Origin of the sequence: Amphibacillus sp. Q70, assembly GCF_052055485.1 — a bacterium.
GTDB lineage: Bacteria > Bacillota > Bacilli > Bacillales > Amphibacillaceae > Amphibacillus.
The window spans coordinates 1,868,559-1,890,087 of sequence record NZ_CP197171.1 but is presented as its reverse complement, the minus strand read 5'-3'; the positions used below and the strand labels follow the sequence as shown (position 1 = coordinate 1,890,087).

General features: G+C 34.0%; 16 protein-coding genes. 1 reads left to right on the top strand and 15 read right to left on the bottom strand.

Annotated elements, in window-relative coordinates; all coding sequences use genetic code 11:
* The first annotated feature begins 724 nt into the window (after positions 1 to 724).
* On the top strand, positions 725 to 2,134 hold the full coding sequence (locus tag ACS127_RS08430; RefSeq protein ID WP_440897976.1) for a sugar-transfer associated ATP-grasp domain-containing protein: 1,410 nt from the start codon (positions 725 to 727) through the stop codon (positions 2,132 to 2,134).
* Between the two features lie 130 nt (positions 2,135 to 2,264).
* On the opposite strand, the gene ACS127_RS08425 is transcribed toward ACS127_RS08430, so the two are convergent.
* The 15 genes from ACS127_RS08425 to fabZ form a co-directional block, all read right to left on the bottom strand.
* Positions 2,265 to 3,371 (bottom strand): acylphosphatase, encoded by a 1,107-nt coding sequence (locus ACS127_RS08425; RefSeq protein ID WP_440898108.1) that lies wholly within the window; start codon positions 3,369 to 3,371, stop codon positions 2,265 to 2,267.
* Positions 3,372 to 3,403: 32 nt separating this feature from the next.
* Positions 3,404 to 3,673, bottom strand: coding sequence for a hypothetical protein (locus tag ACS127_RS08420; RefSeq protein ID WP_440897975.1), 270 nt, complete (start codon positions 3,671 to 3,673; stop codon positions 3,404 to 3,406).
* Positions 3,674 to 3,823: 150 nt separating this feature from the next.
* Positions 3,824 to 5,533, bottom strand: coding sequence for a hypothetical protein (locus ACS127_RS08415; RefSeq protein ID WP_440897974.1), 1,710 nt, complete (start codon positions 5,531 to 5,533; stop codon positions 3,824 to 3,826).
* Between the two features lie 171 nt (positions 5,534 to 5,704).
* The gene (locus tag ACS127_RS08410) at positions 5,705 to 7,288 is read right to left on the bottom strand and encodes an ATP-grasp domain-containing protein (protein WP_440897973.1); all 1,584 of its coding nucleotides are present in this window, start codon (positions 7,286 to 7,288) and stop codon (positions 5,705 to 5,707) included.
* 68 nt (positions 7,289 to 7,356) lie between these two features.
* The gene (locus tag ACS127_RS08405; protein ID WP_440897972.1) at positions 7,357 to 8,952 is read right to left on the bottom strand and encodes a hypothetical protein; all 1,596 of its coding nucleotides are present in this window, start codon (positions 8,950 to 8,952) and stop codon (positions 7,357 to 7,359) included.
* A 63-nt stretch (positions 8,953 to 9,015) separates the two neighbouring features.
* On the bottom strand, positions 9,016 to 10,395 hold the full coding sequence (locus tag ACS127_RS08400; RefSeq protein ID WP_440897971.1) for an ATP-grasp fold amidoligase family protein: 1,380 nt from the start codon (positions 10,393 to 10,395) through the stop codon (positions 9,016 to 9,018).
* A 68-nt stretch (positions 10,396 to 10,463) separates the two neighbouring features.
* A complete protein-coding gene (locus ACS127_RS08395) occupies positions 10,464 to 12,452 on the bottom strand; it encodes a glycosyltransferase family 2 protein (protein ID WP_440897970.1) in 1,989 nt (662 codons plus the stop codon).
* 3 nt (positions 12,453 to 12,455) lie between these two features.
* A complete protein-coding gene (locus ACS127_RS08390) occupies positions 12,456 to 13,976 on the bottom strand; it encodes an ABC transporter ATP-binding protein (RefSeq protein ID WP_440897969.1) in 1,521 nt (506 codons plus the stop codon).
* Between the two features lie 28 nt (positions 13,977 to 14,004).
* On the bottom strand, positions 14,005 to 14,781 hold the full coding sequence (locus ACS127_RS08385) for an ABC transporter permease (RefSeq protein WP_440897968.1): 777 nt from the start codon (positions 14,779 to 14,781) through the stop codon (positions 14,005 to 14,007).
* A 122-nt stretch (positions 14,782 to 14,903) separates the two neighbouring features.
* A complete protein-coding gene (locus ACS127_RS08380; protein ID WP_440897967.1) occupies positions 14,904 to 15,752 on the bottom strand; it encodes a glycosyltransferase family 2 protein in 849 nt (282 codons plus the stop codon).
* A gap of 44 nt (positions 15,753 to 15,796) precedes the next feature.
* Positions 15,797 to 16,939, bottom strand: coding sequence for a glycosyltransferase (locus ACS127_RS08375; protein WP_440897966.1), 1,143 nt, complete (start codon positions 16,937 to 16,939; stop codon positions 15,797 to 15,799).
* A gap of 315 nt (positions 16,940 to 17,254) precedes the next feature.
* Positions 17,255 to 18,343: an MraY family glycosyltransferase gene (locus ACS127_RS08370; protein ID WP_440897965.1), complete on the bottom strand. Its 1,089-nt coding sequence runs from the start codon at positions 18,341 to 18,343 to the stop codon at positions 17,255 to 17,257.
* Between the two features lie 480 nt (positions 18,344 to 18,823).
* A complete protein-coding gene (locus ACS127_RS08365; protein ID WP_440897964.1) occupies positions 18,824 to 19,081 on the bottom strand; it encodes a hypothetical protein in 258 nt (85 codons plus the stop codon).
* Positions 19,082 to 19,703: 622 nt separating this feature from the next.
* Positions 19,704 to 20,885, bottom strand: a complete 1,182-nt coding sequence (locus tag ACS127_RS08360) for an IS256 family transposase (RefSeq protein ID WP_440897963.1) — start codon at positions 20,883 to 20,885, stop codon at positions 19,704 to 19,706.
* Between the two features lie 215 nt (positions 20,886 to 21,100).
* Entirely contained in the window at positions 21,101 to 21,523 is a 423-nt protein-coding gene (gene fabZ, locus ACS127_RS08355) for a 3-hydroxyacyl-ACP dehydratase FabZ (RefSeq protein WP_440897962.1), read from the bottom strand.
* Between the last annotated feature and the right edge of the window lie 6 nt (positions 21,524 to 21,529).

The following is a 21,529-nucleotide window of genomic DNA, read 5'->3' as shown; positions in this document are numbered from 1 at the left end:
TACTTATAATAAGAAAAACGTATTCCTATAATCAATATATTCATATAATTTCTTAATAAATTTTATAGTTCATTTGTTCGTAAAAAATTAAACTATACAACTACAATATTACTATAATAACCCCTTAAGTGCTAGAATGTAATTCATATATCTATTCTTAAAAAATGTATGCCATATTATTATAAACAAAGTTTTGTAGTGATTTAATGCCTTAACCATTTTAATTTAATATATCACCCACTATTTTAGTATTGATTTGATTAAATCTATTCCATTAACTATTAACACTACCTCAAGTTATTCGTTTTAAGTAAAATTATAATGAAAGAGATTATATCTGAAATTTTATTAAACAATATTTTCTCTAATTATCCTAATCGTTCCTAGTAATTTTTGGATATACCTTGATAATATCGATACTACATAAATTAATACTTTCTGCTGGTTGTAAATGAATGTACTATTCCTTAGGTTTCTTATTTTAAATGTTTATTTAATTGAATACTTGTTGTTAATTTTAGCTTTTAATAAAGCTTAGAGTTTTTTGTTTTGCTATGTAAATAAGAAGCAGGACTGGTATAATATAAAAAGAGTTTAATATTCTCATAAGCAAAAAATTTTAAATGCAAAATGTTAAAACATAGATTTATATATATATTTATAAAGATGTTCCTCTGAGAAGAGATATATTTTTAACAACTTATTATTAAAAAGGAGAATACAAATGAATACTCAAGCAAAAATAGAAACAACCAAAGATTTATCTATATATCAAAAATTAGGGATGAAAACAAAGTCTAATCAATTTACTAATTGGTATAATGCTGGCTTATTGGACAATATAGATGAAAATTTTGCTAAGGAAATTCAAGATTATTGGCTAGAAAAATATAATGCAGAAGCTGATCCAGCCTTACATATGGCTTATATGAATTTAACTGGTAAAAAGGACGTAAGATTAATACCAGAAAGAATAATGAGAAGAGAAATAATGCCTGTTTTTAATGATTACAATATGTCCACATTTTATGGTGATAAAAATCTCTATGATACTGTGATCGCCCCTTCTCGTTCTGTTGAGACTGTTTTAAGAAATATAAATGGAGCCTATTTTGATAACGATCATAATAGTGTTGATGCTAAGGATGCTGAAACCATATTATTAAATAGTGAAACTGCTTTAATTATAAAACCAAGTAAAACAAATAATGGAACAGGGATCAAAAAAATAATTATTCAAGATAAACAGATTTATCTTGATGATAAGCCTGTTACAATTAAAGATCTAGAAGAAATTTATCTTGAAAATTTTATAGTTCAAAAGGCAATAGAGCAACACCCTAATCTCGCAGCTCCCCATCCTGCTTCTGTAAATACAATTAGAATGGTTACATTTAGATGGAAAAATGAAATCAGATATTTACTAGCCTTTGCACGATTTGGTAGTAATAATGATGTGAGAGATAATGGTTCTGTTGATATAAGTCCACGTATTGGTATTTCCGATTCAGGGGAGTTTTTCAAATTAGGATTAAGTCAAAATGGTCAAACATTCACCCATCATCCTACTACTGGATTTTGCTTTGCTGATCTTGAGCCGATACCTAATTTTGATGAATTTAAACAATTCGTTATCGATAGCCACAAAAGTATTCTTCACTTAAATCTAGTCTCATGGGATATTATTGTTGGTGTAGACGGTAAACCTATCTTTTTAGAAGCCAATTTTGCAGGGACAACATCCTTTTATCAATTAGTAACCCAAAGACCCTTTTTTGGAGATTTGACAGATGAAGTACTTGAACACGTAAGTAAGGAGCTGAAAATAAAAGAACCGGTATTAATGTTACGCCATAGACAACAAATAGAAGAAAAAAATGCTCGAAAGAAACAAAAAGAGTTAGATAAAAGTAAGGAGCTTGCAAAACAACTAAAACAAAAGAATAAAAAATTAAGAAAGAAACGTCGCGATCTTAAGCAGAAGGTAGAGGATCAAGAGAAAGAAATCAGTAAAATAAAAAAAGAACACAGTGAAGAAGTTAAGCAACTCAAAAATAAGTATACAAATATAGTAAATAGCAAAAGCTATAAGTATACAAAACCATTGCGGAAAATAGCAAAGTGGCTAAAATAAAGTGGTTATAAAATAAATTTATCCATTAAGAATTAAAGAATCTCAAGGAATTTCTTGAGATTCTTTATGTTAAATGTTTTTAAGTATGTTATTACGTTTATGCCTCTATCTAGTAAATCAAGTTCTTTTATTATATAATCACTTCAAAACCAAATTTGATTAGTTTATCTAATCCTGTTTCAATTTGCTTGGATTCCACATTTTTAACTATAGATCTTTTTGATCCTTTCCAACATAAACTTTCAAATTCTTCTACTTCCACTTTATTCGATCCGACCAAAAATACTTCTACTTTATCTTTTTTTATTTTTTTCGCATATCCTGATAAATTAATTTGTAATGCTTTATTTTTTATCCAATTCATATATCCAACTTTATTTACTTTCCCAGTTACAATATATTTTCTTGTATATAAATTACCGATTAATGGTTTTGATACTTTTACTTCTTCTGCAACTCCTGTCTTTAAAGGTTCTAATAGTCTATTATAGTCGTAATAAAAATTAGCTTTTTTCTTATCAATTGATTCAGGAAAATAATAGTCTATTATTGCTTTTGGTACATCTATTGCTTCACCCTGTACAGGAAAACAATGAAAGGAAATTTCTGCAGTCGAATTAATTTCAAGAACAACACCATTTTTGTTCGAATCTGGATCTACAATAATATCAATCCCAGCATGTGGTAAAGAGGGAATAGCTTTTAAAGAGTCTACAGCTATTTGTTTTACTTCTTTTGATAATTCAGCCATTGCTTCTATCGGATCTCCACCACTAGAAAGGTTACTTTTATCACGTAAAAAGACTCTTTCTTCTTTTTTAAGAATACTATTCTGATTATAACCAAGTTTTTTTAGAGAGTTTTGGACTTCAGAATCTATCTTTATTAATTTTCTTCTAAGATATGGATTTTTTCTTCGTTCACTATTTTTCTTGTTTATTAATTCTTTTACTGAGCTCTGACCATCGCCAGTAATATTAGCAGGCATCCTATGTGTTACGGCTACTACTTTATTATCAACAACATAGATTCGATACTCCTTACCAGCGTGATATTTCTCGACTAAATACTCGTGATAATCATATGCTAACCGGGCTTCACTTATTGCAGTCATCAATTGTTCTTTATCTTTAATATTAGCATATACAGCTCTGCCCATTTTACCGTTAACTGGTTTTATTACTACTGGATATCCTATCTTATCAACATAATCAATTATCCCTTCTTGATTATCAATATAAAATGATTTTCCTTCAGGTGTAGTGATCCCTACTTTTTTAATAAGTTTTTAGTCTCATCTTTTTTGTTACAGATTATAACCGCATCCTCTGTAACCAAGTCTCCTCTGGAAAGACAAAAGTCGTGACTCTTATCATCAGAAATTAACGAAAAATAGCGCTCTCCTCTATGCCACTTTAAAGTTAATCCTCTTCTCCATCCTTCTAACGCTACTAAATAAGATTCTAATTTTATTCCTTTTACACCAGCTACCACTTCTTCAGTTAAATGTGATAAAAGTTTTTTATCGTCGTTTTCCATGTGAATTTCTCCTACATTAATTTAAATTTTACTATCTCATTAATGATATAAGCTAACTTGAACAAATAACGTGAATATAATAACCCATATATGAAAATAAACCCATATATCAATTAATATATGGGTTTAGAATCTCCTTTTACCAACAATTTAATAATACTTCAGAATATTGTAATACGAAATAAAACTTGAAATATTGTGTTGTGTAAAATCATTTCTAAGTTGGTAACTTGTCAAACTTGAGTGAACAGCACCTAAGCAGAATCGTTTATTATCATAATACATGACCGATTCAGGCTTAAGATGCATTTGCAATTGAAACTTGATTGCTTCTTTCATGGCTTTCTTGTATTGTTCAGCTTTTTCTAGATAATTATGGTCATATGCCAATCTAAAAGCAGCTCCTAGACCTTCACTTCTGCAAGCAGTAGGTGTTGACGGTGCTTTTGAATGAGAATCAAATGATCCCATCCATTCTTTATTGAACTTTTTCGGGTCTAAACGCTGAATTTTAAGGATTGCCTCGGCAATAAAGAATGAATGTTTTAGGTACATTTCCTTTGGTCTTTCGCGATAAAGATCATTTAGTCCATAAAGAAGCCAGTGATCATGTGCAATCGTATCTAAATCTGCTTCGACATCTCTTTCGTTAATCAGGTAATTGGCCTCATTCTCCGCTAGATCCAACCACTTTTCATTTTTATCGATTTGATAAAGTCTACATAGCGCCAAGATAGCCTCACCAGGATAGTAGTGTGAGACAAAACCAGAGTCTTCACCTGTTGAGAATATTTGCTTATGAATCGCAAATTTACCTGTTTCATCTTGGAGTTCACCCATCCAAGTTGCCATACTTTGCATCAATGGTAAGTACTGTTTATCACCTGTAATTTGCGTATATTTTGCTAGAGCTACAACTGCAAGGCCATTTCCACCTAATTTAGCTGCATCTTTCTCAATAACGACTTGGGCCTTCTTACCATTAATCTCCGTTTCTTCTACTTTAGTCAGAAGATACCTAATCGCTCTTTCTATTGCTCTCATTAAGCCATCATTTGGCATTAATTCATATGTTTCAAGCATGGAGTATGTTGTCCCAGCATGTCTTAAAATATTATACTTACTCGGAACAGTATTATCCTCTGGATTATAAATATAAGCAAATTTTCCTTTTGAATTAACAGCTTGCTTAAAGTAATTATTTCTCGTTAGTTTAATCGCACTCCATAAATTCTTTCGAGTAAGTTTGTTATAAGTTCTATGCCCTCTAAAGAGTGGTAAATAATCTTTTTCATCAATATACCATGAATCTGTTCTAAACTTGTACAAATTCATAAATTGAGACGTAAGCAATTTCTTCACTATATTTTGTTGGTCTAATAAGAAGTGTTTTTCAAATGCATTAAAAATATTACTCGGTTGAATCAGGCTTTTTCGAATCATTTGATACGCTTCGACTTCTTCTGGTAAAAATGCAGCAGAGAAATCTTTAAATAATAATAAACCATCTTCCCCACGGCGATATTTAATTTCATCTTTTCTAATATTAATTCGACTCTTTTTCTTACTTTTCAAAACCGGCAAAACTTCTGTCACAATATCTAGTTTGACTGAAATCGGTTTGAAGTTGATATTTAGCTTTTCTCTGTATTCAGCAATAGCATGAGTAACTGCTGTTTTAAAGTCTTTACCCTTCCCCATTACTACATAGGAGCGTGTATAACCGTTATCAATCGAAAGATATACAATGAGCTCCCCATCATCATTTTTATAATATTTTCTTTTATTAAATTCAAACTCTGAAAAAGTATCGTTATCATTTACAATTATATCATATAAGTTTTGCATAACTTTTTGCATTTGAAAACTCCTCTACCTTTAAATATAGTCATACTTATATTACCACAATGATTGACAAAGATATAGTGAAAACAGTATACCTCATTATTGATTTCGGCTTTCTCTCTAATCCATTTTATCTTTTAGACATTGATGCAATAAAATCGTTATTAAGATTAATTAAAAATCAACTCAACTAAACATCCACCGAAAAGGCCATTTTAAAATTTTTATAATTTTATTTTTAATACTAACTAACTGCTTTTTATATTTAACAAGCTGGTTTTTGGTTAGATTCACTTCATAATCAATCTGGTTTATTTCTAGTGCAATCATTTGATCTGTTTTAAACGCTAAACTTCCTTTTACTTCGAACCCGATTCTAATTGGTTTTGTATATGTTTCCTGATCTATATTTTTAATCTGGCTAGCGAATGTTTTTTCGATAGCTGTTACAAAATCAGTTAGCTTGGTTTCATCGTCGGAAGCAATTACTAATTCCAATTGTTTGTATGATTTGATCTCAAGAAAACCGTTCATATCATATTCCAATGTTAATTGTTTAATTTTTTTGGCTATATTTCGGCTAGGCAATTTTAGTTTAATTAAAATGCGTCTTCCGATCAGCCTCTGTTTTGGTCTAGGTTTAATCTCTACTTCGCTAATTGACCCATATCGCAATGCTGCAACCGCGGATTCAAAATCAAAGTAAGCATGGTCATTATGTTGAGTATTTTCTTTTGTTTCGGGAAAATAATAATCAATGATTAGTTTGGGTATATCTACCCCTATTCCTTCGATTGGAAACAAGTGGGAGCCTAAACCCGGTCGCGTATTTAGTTCAATGATCACACCACTGTTCGTTCCCTCATCAATAATCATATCTAATCCACAATGAAGTAAACCAGGGATCGCTTGAGTTGCATTTATAGCGATCTCTTTCTGTCTATCAGTGAGTTTGTCTGTATAATCAACCGGATCACCACCTGTTGAAATATTGCTAATTTCTCTTAAAAAAATTCGCTTCCCTGTAGGAGGGACTGTGTCTAAATTATAGTTCAATTTTTTTAAGATCGAGTATATTTCTGCATCTAATTTGATGGGTCTATAATAAAGATGGGGAACTGATTTACGTATTTGATTTTTTTCCTTGATCAGTTCTCTAATACTTTGCTTTCCATCACCCATGACATTAGCAGGAATACGATTAGTTGCACTGATTACCTTGTCTTTAAAAACATAAATTCTAATTTCATTTCCTTTAACATGTTGTTGTAAAATAACTTTTCGATAGTTTAATTTATTTCTGACATTGTTTATCGCACTGATTAGTTCTGTTTTATTTTGAATGTTAGCAAAAACACCTTTGCCGGCACTTCCATCTGTCGGTTTAAGAACTAATGGGTAATTTAATTTCTTGGCATAGTTAATGATGTCTTGATCTGAATCAGATGGATAAAATCGTTTCCCGGCTGGTACAGGAATATTCTTGTCTTGCAATTTTTGGTATGTTAAATCTTTATTAGTACAGATTTCAACTGCTTCTTGTGTAATCAAATCTCCCATTGATCCACTAAAAAAATGTTCCTTTTCACCATGCTTTAATTTATAACGCAGTAATGTGTTGCCATCTTCAATTTTCTGATAAAAATCAACAGTAATTCCCCTTCGCCAAGCTTCTAAAGCAATAGTATACATACTTATATTATTTTTAGATGCTTCCCTAGGGATCGTGTCGATTAAGTGTGGCAACCATTTATACTTGTGACTCAACATAAACCTTCCTCCAAATCACCTGATTTGCGTTAACTGACAGGTGATAGCATTTCATACCAACCATGAAATCATTTGGTCTTATTCTTTCGTTTGTTTATTCTTAAAATAATTAATTGAAAAATAGTATTTAATATTTCAAATCCTTTTAAGATCCAACGTAATATACGATATTGATAACTTTTTCTTTTAAATTTTTTGACTAAATTATCTTTACCGATAATAGAGAAACCTAATTTAACAGGTTGATGATCATCAACCTTTGCTAACTTTTGGACGTTCACTTTATCACTTAAGTTTTCAAGAAATGACTCAAACTCAGCTAAAGATTGACGATTATTTGTAGCGACAACAATTTCTATTTCTTGACGTGATTTATTCACAATAAAACCATTCAAATCAATTTGAGATAAAACTTGTTTTTTTATACTTTCTTGATATCGTCTTGAGCTTACTTTTCCCTTCAAGCGATAGTTTGTCTTAATCAATTTTCCTAATGGCGGTTCGGTTATCGTTACGCTTTGCAATGAAGCATTATTTAATACCCTTATTTCTTCTTTAAAAGAAAAATAAATAGGTACATTGTGACGGTCTGCTTCGATTGATTCTGGAAAATAATAATCAACAATCGCTTTGGGAATATCTCTAGCTTTCCCTTGACCAGGGAAAAGTAACGATCCGATATGTGCTGTTGCATTTACTTCAATCACGACAGCTCGATTTTGTTCTTGGTCAATAATCATATCGACACCACAATGATTTAATTCAGGAATAGCTTTAACAGCCTCGATCGCAATTGATTTGACTTGGTCAGTTAATTGATCTAGTTTATCTTTTGCATCTCCACCGATTGAGATATTATTTTTATAGCTTAATAGGACTTGCTCGCCTTTTTTCGGTTTCGTTTTCAATGAGCGATTTTGTTTTTTCAAAAAAGCAATCAACTCTTGATCTATTTTGATTAGACAACTTGCTAATCTGGGGTTTTTCTGTCTAAGCTTATTTTTTTGTTTAATTAATTGACTGATTGTTGATTGTCCATCCCCTTCAACATAAGGGGGGGTTCTATGGATAGCTCCTACCACCTGATTACCTACCACATAGAGTCGGTAATCATCACCTTCGATATGTTCCTCAACAATGATGTTTTTATAATCTTGCTGATAGCGTGTATGATTTAAGGCCTCAATAAAATGAGTTGAATCTTTTATATTTGCAGTAATCCCCCTACCAAAACTATCATCTGTCGGTTTAATAACTAATGGGAATCCTAATTTTTTAGCATAATCAATGATCTCTTGGTCTGAAACGTGGCTGTCGAATTTTTTCCCTTTAGGTGTAGCAACATTTTCTTTTTCTAGATAAGTTTTTGTTTTACTTTTATCTGCACCGATGTCAACTGCTTTATTAGAAACCAGATCTCCTCGAGTCCGGAAGAAAAAGTGTTCTTTACTTTGGTCAGTTAAAGAAAATAGTTGGCCGGGTTGATCAACAAACCACGTTTTCATTTCTTTAAAGGCAGCGGCATCTTTTGTATACCATTTAAGTTTTAACCCTCTTCTCCATCCTTCCAATGCAACAGCATATGCATCTATTCTTGGTCCTTTAATGCCAAAGAATATTTCAGGTGGATATTCAGTTAACCATTCAGGATTGTTAGGTGACATAATAGATAAATCCTCCATCATAAATTATGGTACAAGTTGCTTTAGTCTTAATCTAACGAAAAATCAATTGACTGACTTCGATTGATCATTAACTATCTTCTGATATACAGTGAATGTCTTTCCATTAATTAAATCTTGGTTCAATTGAGTTTCTGCTTGAAGGAATAATCTTCCTAACCATTCATCAATATTTCGATCAAAATGATCAAAATTTCCTGGCTTCGGTGTAAATTCACCAAAATAAAAACTATCTTCGGCCTTTAAAAAATCAATTCGCATAAAGGCAGTAGGTATTTCTCGACTTATTTTCTCCACTACCTCAATATCTTGTGCATGCACGCCTTCGCCATTAAATAGCTGATAATCATACTTTCCAGTCGATATCTGATTGCCTGAACGATCCCACCAACAGTATCTTAAATGAGGATATCGTTCAATTTCTAGAATTAAGGCAACTTCTCCATAAAAGCAGTAAAATTTAAAATCTTTCGCTGGAAGATCATTGACTTTATCCATTAATAGTAAATTTTCCGTTATCCATTCATCTGCCTCAACGAAATTAGAATCCAAATCCCTTTCCATACGTTCAGATAAATTATCCCAACTTGTTAGTTCTTCTTGCCTTTTCAGATCAAAAATCTTTGTGGAACTATAAACTAAATAAACCCCTCTTGAACCAGCACCATTTACTGGTTTAATGACTATTCCTTCAGTCTTAGGGATTGTCTGATATGTATAAACAATTTCACTTTGTTTTGGATATTTAATACCCAATCGATCTACAAATTGATAACCTAGTTCTTTATTATCAAGTAGTTGATCAGGTGAGTCTGTCCATAGCTGATTTTTTCGTTCTTTAATTGTTAATTGATTACTAAACGAATCAAACATCGTAAGTTCGATGTTCTTATTTTTCGCATGCCTGACAATAAATTCAGGGATTGGATTCATATAGCTTGCTTCAACAATTTGCGTCAAATGTTGTTTGATTATTTCTTGATTGTCATTTTTATTTATCATTTGATTACTATACTTTAGTAGATCAAACATTATACGTTCACTAGTATTTCTGAATTGACTAATAGAATCAATATACGTAGATAAATCACCTTTTTTGTATATCATTTTAATAATTGCTCTTTGATCCTCTTCGACTATTTTGGCATCGGTAGCTTTATCAAAATGATTGAATAATTGATTTTTAAGAACCTCTTGAAATTGCTGATTTTTATCTTCAACTTGTTTTTTCTTAGGTTTGAATATGAGCTTAATACTATGTCTCACTCGAAATAAAGCTAATAATTTGTTAAAGAAGCGGCCTTTTCTTGTTTTTCTTACACGATTCTCAGTGTTTTTTTCTGCGGATGATGATAAGGTTGAATTCTCATTAAGTTTAGCTTCTATATTTGATTGATTAGTGTCATCAATAGCTTTTTTTGGCATGGTTTTCTCCCTTTCATCTCCAAAATATTCTTAACTTAAACAACTGAAAACGAATCTTTCATATTCTATTAAAGATCGCCATTTGTTACACTTTGCCATTCTTCTTTAACTAACTCAAACTCTGTTAATTCATCATAGTAATCGTCGTGTAATGCTTTGCAAATTTCAGCATTGTTTGGATACCATTTCCCTGTTTTATTAAAATAGCCTTTTAGGTTGACATTAGCCGTATTAAAGTCATATATTTGCTTTTCACTTTTAGCGTGTTTGATAGTTGGAAGTTGATTAATAATGACGTTAATCTTTTTCGCTTTGATTGTCGGTAGATAATTTTGACGATCTTGTAAGACCGCTGGATTAATCACGATTAAATAATCACAGGTTAGCTTTTCTCCATAACAAACAACTTGAATCTGGTCACCATCGATTAAGTCACGTACTTCTGAATTAATTAACTTCTCCGGCTTTAAATCATAACGATAGAGTTGGTTCAAACCTATTTTTAATCCTTGCTTGGTTCTAACTTCAATCTCTTTAAGAATGGTTTTATTTGTATCACCTTTATCGCTAAAATCAGATGCAATCAGCAGATCAAAATGTCGATAACCATCTTCATCTTTAACTGCTTTACTCGGCCACATAGGTTCTGGAATCGGAAATGGCCGTTTATTCTGTGGAAATGGGTAATATAATTGATCAGGAAATCGTTCGTGATAATCTTCTTGTGCTTCACGATACTCTTTTCTAGCACCAAAAAAATAGCCCGGATAGCCAAAAGCTGAATTCCCTGTTAATGAATGGCTTGTCTGACGTTGAAATGACAATGGTGCTGTTTCAAGGTATTTAATCGATTTATTGCCAAAAATAACTTTAATCCTTTTTATATACTCAGAATCAGCAGCAAAACGAACACTATCCCAATAACCTATTTTCTCCATAACAGGCTCGCGACGGAACATTAAAGATGACATGTTTTGGAAAATATACATCCCTGGTTGTCCTCTTCTGTAGAAATCCAGGTCGTTTGTTGCCCTTACTTGTTGGGACATATTACCGATTACTTTTGGGTTTTCTAATAAATGTCGGGCTTGAATTTCTATTTTTTCTGGATGTGACCAGTCATCCGCATCATTAATTGTGATAAACTCTCCGGTCGCCTCTTTTAACGCTGTGTTTCGGGCAATGTAAGCTCCACTATTTTGCTTGGTTTGAACAATTTTAACTCGCTGGTCCGTTTTAGCTATTTCTTTAACGACTGCTTGCGTTTGATCTGTACTACAATCATCAGCTACAATAACTTCGATATTACGCCATGTTTGTTTCAGTATTGAGTAAATTGCTGTTTCGATTATACTTTCAGCATTGTAGGCGGGAATAATAATAGTCACTTTATGCTGGTCGTGATTTATTTTATTTTGCTCAATCAATTTAGGGTCAACCGTCAGTTGATCATAGATTGATTTATTGTTATCTTGATCAATCGCTATTCTAAGGTTCTGATACTTATCCATAATTTGATTAATCAATTCAATTTTATCATCTAAGCTTTCTGCTAAATTGGCTTGCGCTAATAACAAATCTCTATGTGAATCATTTTTCAACGCTAGTGATATAATTTCTTTTGCTTTATTAAGATCCCCTAGCCTATGATAAGATTCAGCTTCTAAAATCGATTTTCTCCGCTTCAACACCTGGTCATTGTTATCAAATGTTAATGTCGCTAATTGATTTATACATTGTTTGGCATGTTCTAATGGGTCTTGATTGGCGTGCCAAACTGCTAACTGCCAACCAGCAAGATAACGTAAATATTCGTCCTCGTTACTTAGCAGATCCTCTAATTCAGTTAGTCCACGTTCAACAAAACCTAATTCATTTATATGATATTTAATTAGTTCAACCTGCTTCATTTTATTACCAGATGGCATGATTTTTTTCAAGCGTTTCTTTTGCTTGTCTGTTAATAAATTATACATTCGCTCAATTTGCTCTGTTTTAAATAAACTAAAGATTAGCCAATCACCAAAACTGAATATTTTTTTTTTAAGGGAACCCATTATTTATTTCACCTGTCTTTTTTTAGCTCGATCTTCTTTAGCTTTCTCTAGATATTGTTTAACAACGTCTTCGGCTTTACCATCCATCATCATTTGACCTTGGTCAATCCAAATAGCTCGTGTACATACCGTACTAACAAATTTCATACTATGTGAGACAATAATGACTGCTTTCGCTTGTTCCATCATTTCTTGGATTTTTTCGCTCGCTTTTTGCTTAAAAGCCATATCTCCGGTTGATAATGCCTCATCAATAATAAATATATCTGGTCGTAACATAGCAGCAATACTGAAGCCCAATCTTGCCCGCATCCCACTTGAATAATTTTTTATCGATTTATCCATAACTTTTTTTAATCCCGAAAACTCAGCAATATTATTCATATTGTATTCAACAATTCCTTTAGGAATCCCGAGTAACATACCATTTAAATAGACATTATCACGTCCTGATAATTGACGATTAAAACCCGCTCCATAGCTTAATAAAGCTGTTGTTTCACCATTGATCTCTATCTCCCCTTCATCGGGTTTTAAAATCTTTGTCATTACTTTACAGAGCGTACTTTTACCCGCACCATTTCGACCAATAATCCCGACTACTTCTCCTTCATTGATTTGAAAAGAAAGATTTTTCAAGGCCCAATGATTATCACGACCTAAGTTGAATTTAATCCCAACATCATTAGCTTTAACGGCAATATTTTCTTTCTTTATCGTATCTATATTTTGTAGTTGAAGTTTCTTTCTAACTTTTCGTTGTGCTATTGGGACAGTCTGCTCATATTGGTTAATAACTGTTTCAGGATCGCCAACTGCACGAACTTGACCTTGATCTAACCAGATGACCCGATCACAATTCTCACGGGCAAAACGATGACTATGTGTCACAACAATAACCATCTTAGCTTTTTTTACGAGCTCCTGCATTTTTCCAGCTGCCTTAGCACTAAAAGCACGGTCACCAGTATTTAAAGCCTCATCAAGTATTAAAATTTCTGGCTCTAAGTGTGAAGCGACACTAAAGCCTAATCGTGCTCGCATCCCACTTGAATATTTTTTCATCGGTTGATCAAAAAAATCACCTAATCCGGAAAATTCGTGGATTTCATTGATAAACTGATCGATTTTCCCCTTTGAAATACCTAGCATTAAACCATTTAGATAAACATTTTCTCGTCCACTCAGATTCTTATTTCTGCCAATGCCGTAGGAAAACAATGCTGACACTTTCCCATCTACCGTTAACTGTCCTTGATCTGGTGCTAATATTCCTGTTAGGACCTTGCATATCGTTGTTTTTCCTGAGCCATTGGCACCTACAATCCCAAGAATTTCACCTTTATATCCTTTAAAGTTAATATCTTTAAGCGGCCAAAAAAATTTATCTTTTTTAGTTTGTTTCTGCTTTTCACCCCTAAAGAAGTCAATCACATGGGATTTATAATCATCGGGATCTTGCTTCGATTTAAAAACAACACTGAGATTCTCTGCCTCAATAATAACGTCTTTAGCTGAACTCATTTTCTTACCTCATTTTTAAATTAATTGATCATAATGCTTTGATAATTTTATGTTCGTTTTTACTATAATGTCTGATCATTAAAAAGAAAACAATTACTGATCCTAGGGAAACAATTCCTAACTTGAAAAAGTTAGGTACCTGAGCATACATTAGCACATCACGATAGCTATCTAATATAATCGCGATCGGATTAGCATCAACAATAAAAGAAAGGCTGTCAGGTAACAGTCCACCTTCCCAAATAATAGGTGAAGCATAGAAGAACAATCGAACAACATGCTTGGTCAAATTGTCTATATCACGAATAAACACTGAGATATAGCCAACTCCAAGACTTATAGCCAATAAAAATAATAACTGTACTAAAATAACTAATGGTAAAAAGATGATCTGCCAGCCGGGCATTACACCGAAAATAATTAAGAAAAGACCGACAACAACCAAACCAAAAACAAAATTAAACATTTGCGTAAAAGTCAGCGCAAAAGGGAAAATAGCTTTTGGTAAGTAAACTTGATTAATGATCGATGAGTAGCGAGTAATCGCACGTGAAGAACCATTGATTGTTGCACTCATCCATTTCCATCCAACCAGTCCAATCGCTAAGAAGACTGGGAAATCTGGACCACCGCCCCTTAATACGACAACTCTTAAAAAGTAATAAATTGCGATATTTAATAGCGGATCTAACAACCACCAAAAATAACCTAAATAACTATCTCGATTATCTGCCTTTAATCCTGACATCACTAGATAGACCAATAAATCTTTTCTTTTTATCATTTCTTTTATATAATTGCGCATACTTTTCACTCCGCTTATTAAATTGGAAAAACTCGGGTTTTCTCCTGGTCTTTATGGTGAAAGCCTAGCTTGGCTTATTCTATCATCCATAAAGCCTTATCCTATGATCGTGTTAAATACCTTCACTTTATATAATTGACATATTCCATTGATTTTAGAAACGCATAATGGATAAAATACCAAATCGCAACCGGCAGGCTAAGTTTTTCAACATCACGATAGACGCGCCAATTTTGCTTGGCCATCTTTAGCTTATTACTCGATAAAGAACCTACCCTCACACGGTAATTGGCTAGAGTCTCTGATAGACCGACTGCTTTAAAGCCACGTCGAGTCAATTCAAGCCATAAGGCGTAATCTTGTCGTGAGCGCATATCAACCATTTGAATCGGCCCAGTTTGTTTTTGATCGATCATGACGGTCAAACACCCGATCACATTTTTCTTCAATAATTGTTTATAGGTCACCGCTTCTGGTACGATAACTGGTTTTATTTCTTTTCGGCCATCTGAATAGATTTGTACCCGATTGTAGGATGTATAACTGAATGATGCACCCGTTGATTCCATAAACGCAACCTGGGTTGCTAATTTTTCAGGCAGCCATTGATCATCACTATCCAAAAAAGCGATATAGCGTCCCATCGCTTCTCTTAAGCCAGCATTTCGTGTCCGAGCAGGTCCTTCATTTTTAGTTCGTTCGATTAAGCGAATTCGTGGGTCTTGTTTGCTTATTTTTTTGACCACCTCAACAGTATGGTCCGTTGAGTGATCATCTATTACAATCATTTCCCAATCGGAATAGCTTTGTGAAAGAACAGATTCAATCGTATCGACAATAAAAGACTCTGCATTATAAGTTGGTGTAATAATCGATACCATTGGTTTTGTTTTATCTTTGTTCATCATTATTTTTTCGTTTTTTATTTGGTCAAAATCAGCGCTATTAAGCTCAGCCTTATCTTTGCTCATCATATCCCGCCTTAATTGAAGTCATGCCCTATTTCAAGCTTTACTTATAAATGATTATGGATCTCTTGATACCAGGTTAGGAGCCTTTTTTCTTCAACTTGCCAATTTAATTCGTTTCGAACAGCTTGTCTACCATTTTGGATCATTTGTTTTCGTTCTTCTGGATGGCTCCGTAAATATACTAGAGCTTCTTCCCACTGTTCTGGATGATCTGGATCAACGGTTAGGCCACATTCATGTTGATCAATAAACGCTTGCCATGTAGGAAAGTTTGAACAAACAACAGGGATTCCTGCTGTCATATATTCAAAGAACTTCGTTAGCTCTTTTCGCTTATAATGATCTGTTGGAGGAAAAATGGCCATCCCAGCTAACCAATTTTGCTTTAAATAGCCTTTATCAATCTCTTGTCGTTCGACAAAATGATCAATGCCGGTAAAGTGGAGCTTGTCCTTTGATTCACCAGCTAGCTGCTTCATTTTATCAGCGATGAATTGCTGACACTTCCCATAAAAATAGATATCTAGCTTTGAGGGCAAGTTGGGTAGAATAGCATGTAAGTAAGAGCCCCTCACTTCTGTTACATTTCCAGTATAGATCACAGCATCTGCTGGCTCTTGATCATCACGTTGAGCATTTAATAGCTGTTCATTTAAAACAGGATAATTTAAAATCGGTTGACCAGTTGGATAACGTTCTTGATAATATTTCTCTGCTAAACAAATATCCATCTTTTTGATCAAAAAAGCTTCCATTTTATCATAAAGCAAAGCCACTATTTTTTTAATTGGCTTGGCGAAATATTCTTTTTGGGAAATACTTGTAAGATAATCCTCATGAACGTCATAAATAACGTTGTTTGTTTTTTTCTTTAATAGCCATCCAACCCAAAGTAACTCTGGATCATGAAAATGATAATAATTTGCTTGTTCTCTTTTGGCTAATCGATAGGTTTCCCAAGTCGACAGAAGCATCCGTACCAAACGGTTTTTCCGTTTAGTTGTTGCAATCAATTTGATGCCATCATCTGTCATAACTTTCGCACCACGCGGTTTGTTTTCTAGTGGGGCAATCAAACTAACATCATAACCCGCTTTATGTAAAGAAAAACATTCTTTATGGTAAATCCGCGTATCAAAAGGGTGGTGAACCGTCGTTAAATGCACGACTTTTTTTCTGTTCGTCAAATTAGATATCCTCCTAATTCTCTATTGTATCACATCTTCAAAAACAGATTGGTATTGTTTAACGATGTTCTCCACAAAAAAACTTGGCACCTTTATAGCCATTGTTTATTATATCATTAAGTAGAGCATTTGCTAAATTCAACACTTCGATTATATGAACTGTTAGTATCTTAACATCGCCATAACTATTTAAATTTAATAATCGTATTAGAATTGTTAAACATTAATAACATGCAAAGAGATTTGTGTCTTCACACAAACCCCTCACAATGTATAGTAACTCTATCTGACCGTAATTAGCAGTTCGAGCTCTTTTCATTGATTGCTTTTGTAATCTACTCTTTTCCTTTTATACGTACGGTGTACCATGCTTATCAATGGCATCTTGCCATTACCAATGACACCAACTATCTCAGCAAATGCTTGTAGCAACAAGAGTAATGCCAAAGAAAGTACTAAGGTAACTACTAAGGAAGCCTTTGAAAAGAGAATCGCAATTAAGCCGAATAATGCAGAAAACCCATAGATCATTAAAACCGTTGCTCGGTGACTAAAGCCCGCTTCAAGCAATCGATAATGGATATGTTTCTTATCAGGTAACAAAATGCTCTCCCCGTCAAGTGTTCGGCGCACAATCGCAAATAATGTATCAAAAATAGGTATAGCCAAGATAATAATTGGAACAATAAAACTAAATATTGTTACATTTTTAAACAACCCAAGCGTCGAAATAACCGCTATCGAATAACCGAGAAACATCGAGCCTGTATCTCCCATATAAATCTTGGCAGGATGAAAGTTATGGTAGAGAAATCCGAGATTACCAGCAATTAAAAGGGTTGCCAAATAAATAACAACAACATTAGCATCCATAATAGCCATGATTAAAATGCTGATCAATCCTATTGTTGTTACACCTGAAGCTAGTCCGTCCAAACCATCAATTAAATTGATCGCATTTGTTATCCCAACAATCCACAGGACAGTGATAAGTACAGCGACTAATTGATTAAAGTGAATCATCCCAATCAATGGTAGTGTAATTTTTTCAATAATAACACCACCTGAAATGACAATGGTTGCGGCAGCCAACTGCCCAGTTAATTTAGCAAGCGGTCGAATCTGATATTTATCATCGATGATGCCCACTATTGTCATGACAATTCCACCTATAATAACGGCTGGCATTTCAGGATGACTCGGTCTTAAATACAAAAGACCAAGTGCCACACCAAAGAAAATGGCTAATCCCCCAAGTCTTGGTGTAACATGCTTATGTATTTTTCGTTTAGATGGTCGATCAACAAAACCAAACTTGAATGCTAACTTTTTAACAGGAATAACTAATATTAAAGTTGAAATTAATGTAATGAAAAAAGCAATAATTAAATTTGTTATATTCATTGTTTCCCCTACTTTAACTTTTGTTTTCTAAACACGCTTAACTTATAAGGATCATATTTCTTTACTTCATTAGACGTTTTCTACTTTAGTTGCGTTACACATGACCACTTTTCAAAAATTTCCATTTTAAAATATTTACTCATTAAATTTACAGATAAAATATTTCATACAAAACAATATAGACAGTATACCATAAATAACTATAAAATTTGTGGAATATTTGTATGATTCATGATGAGGTTTTTATATCATTAATTCCTAATTTTTTATTTTATTATCACAAAGAGGCTGCAAATGGAGTGCCAAATGATTGGAGTTATCATCACTAAATAAGTCATATTTATTTAATATTTAAAACTAATAGGTAATTGGTTATTTCTTCAATTAATGCACGCCCGAGTTCATCTTCGAATAGCCATGTTGTGCTTAATCGATGAATCACTCGGGAGCGTGTGTTTATTTATCACATGTAACTGCTAATTACTCTTCGTCTTCTCTTTCTGGGTCCGTAGGTTCTTCTGTATCATCCATGTTTGGATCCGTTTCGTCCTGGTTCATTTCGTCACGGTTCTCGTCATCTTCCTCAAACATATCCTCAGCTTCATCACCCATATCATCCATATCTTCTTCGATATTCTCTTCAATAGGTTGATCATCTTCAGGCGGTGTATCTTGGTCTTGATTACAACCTAATAATAGCCCAATCATCATAAGAGAAATAATCACTTTTGCAAACATCTAGTCACCTCTTTTCTTATATTTTACATTCATAGCTTGCCCGGCTTACTTAATTCTAATCATCTCGTTTATAGTTTTTTATTGCTTGTTGATTTTATTGGAAGGCTGAATTTTGTTTCGTTCAAGGCTTGGTCATGGTTTAACAGTCATTTTTAAGATGCTTGTTCAGAACTTGCCTGATAAAATTACGCAACAATCTTTGAGCATCTAGGTTTGTTTTATAATTCGTGCTCGCGTTTTGAGGTTTTCTTTTAGATTCCAGGACCAACTCTTTTTTTAATTCGATGATTTTTAAGCAAGTTTTATGATTTGCAATTAAGTTTGCGAAATCACAAGCACCTTCGGCGATTTGCAATTAAGTTTGCGGAAATACAATCAAGTTAACGAAAATACAATCAACTTTTCCGAAATACAATCAAGTCAGCGAAAATGCAATCAACTTTGACGAAATACAGTCAAGTGAGCGAAAATACAATCAACTTTGACGAAATACAGTCAAGTTAATCCCCTATGTGTCAAGTCCAAAATCTTGTGTAATAACCTATAGCTATCTCTGTAGTTACTTGAGAGGGGGATAGCTTTTCCTGACCTCGCCATGGCGAGGTCAGGAAAAGCGTTGCATTTAATTCTCCCCCGGGGCATAGTCTCTTAAAAATTTTCGCTTCGTCTTTTGAAATCCTTCGTGGATATCCATCAAAACGGCACCGATAAGTCGGACAGCTGAATCTATATTCGGAAAAATCCCAATGACTCTTTCCCTACGCCGGATTTCTCTATTGACTCGCTCTAAACTGTTTGTCGTCCTTAGAGAGACATGATAGCCCGTGGGTTCTTGGATGAATTGTAGGGCATCATCAAAACCGGCTTCTAACTTCTCGATGACCGCTGTGTACTTCGGATTTCCCTCGACTGTCTTTATAAAGTTTGTCTTCAATTCTCTGGCATGGGCCAGGGTATCGGCATAAAAGATTTGTTTTAAGGCTGTCCGTTCAGCTTGACTGTTTTTCTTCGGCATCACATCCGTCAGATTGCGTAAGAAATGGGGGGTACAACGCTGCCATGGACAGTTTAAAAAGTCTTCCTTAATCGCTGCTTTTAATCCAGAATGCGCATCAGAGATGATGAGCTTGGGTTTCTTCAAACCACGCGCACGTAAGTCCTGAAAGAAGCTTGTCCAAGCTGCCTTTGTTTCCTCTTCTGAAACCATAAATCCAATAATCTCGCGTCTCTTCTCTGACGTCACCCCTTGCGCAATATAGACACCTTTAGATACCACACGATGATTCTCTCGCACTTTAATATACATGGCATCGACATAGGCATAGTATTTATGATGAAGCGCGCGCTCTCTAAACGATGCCACCTCAGGATCTAGACGTTTGAGAATATTAGAAGCAAATGAACGAGAGACACCTTCCCCACAGAGGGTCTCAACAATTTTAGTGACCTTTCGGGTCGATACACCACTCACGACAGATTCCACTCGTGTCAGAACAAGCGATTGATCCATACGTTGATACTTCTCGAATAACTTTGTTGAAAAGGCACCAGAGCGTGTGCGAGGGACTTTCAGCGTGATTCGCCCGATAGGTAGTTTATAATCTCTTTCGTAATAGCCATTCCGCATGTCTTGGCGAAGCGCATGGCGTTCTCGTGAGTCGGCTTGGACATAGGCATCACGCTCCGCCTCCATGTAGGCATTAAATACAGCGACTGCCAGTCCTTTAGTTGCCGAATTTAAGTTACTCGATAAAATTTCCTCTGTTAATTTGTCCATATCTAGGGTAAAATTTAATTGAGTCATTTCAGTTCTCTCCTTTTCAATGTTTGGTTGGTAACTACATTGTACTATAGGAGAGCTGATTTGGCTCTTTTTCTTTATTACACAATTATATAGCCTTAATCCCCTATGATTCCTTTTTTAAAAACCTCCGCTTAACTACAGATGTTTCTAAAATTCCCCCCAAAAAAACAGAGCTACCTTGATCAGATAGCTCTGTTTTTTTACATCTAATATATTTATTGGATGGCAAACATGATTTCAGCTTCGCAGGCCATTTCACCTTCAACTGTTGCTTTCGCTTTTCCTTTGCCAATGGGTCCCTTAAGTCTTGTGATCTCGACTTCTAACCTCAATGTATCACCGGGTTTGACTTGACGCCTGAAACGACATTTATCGATCCCAGCAAGAAAACCTATTTTTCCGTCATTCTCTTTTTTACTTAACATGGAGACAGCGCCTGTTTGGGCAAGAGCTTCTAAAATAAGAACACCCGGCATAACTGGATAGTTAGGAAAATGTCCTTGAAAAAAAGGCTCATTAATCGTAACATTTTTCTTTCCTACAACTCGTTTTCCTGCTTCCATTTCAACAATTTCATCAACTAATAAAAAGGGGTAACGATGCGGAATGATTGCTTTGATTTCTTCAATATCTAACATATTCAC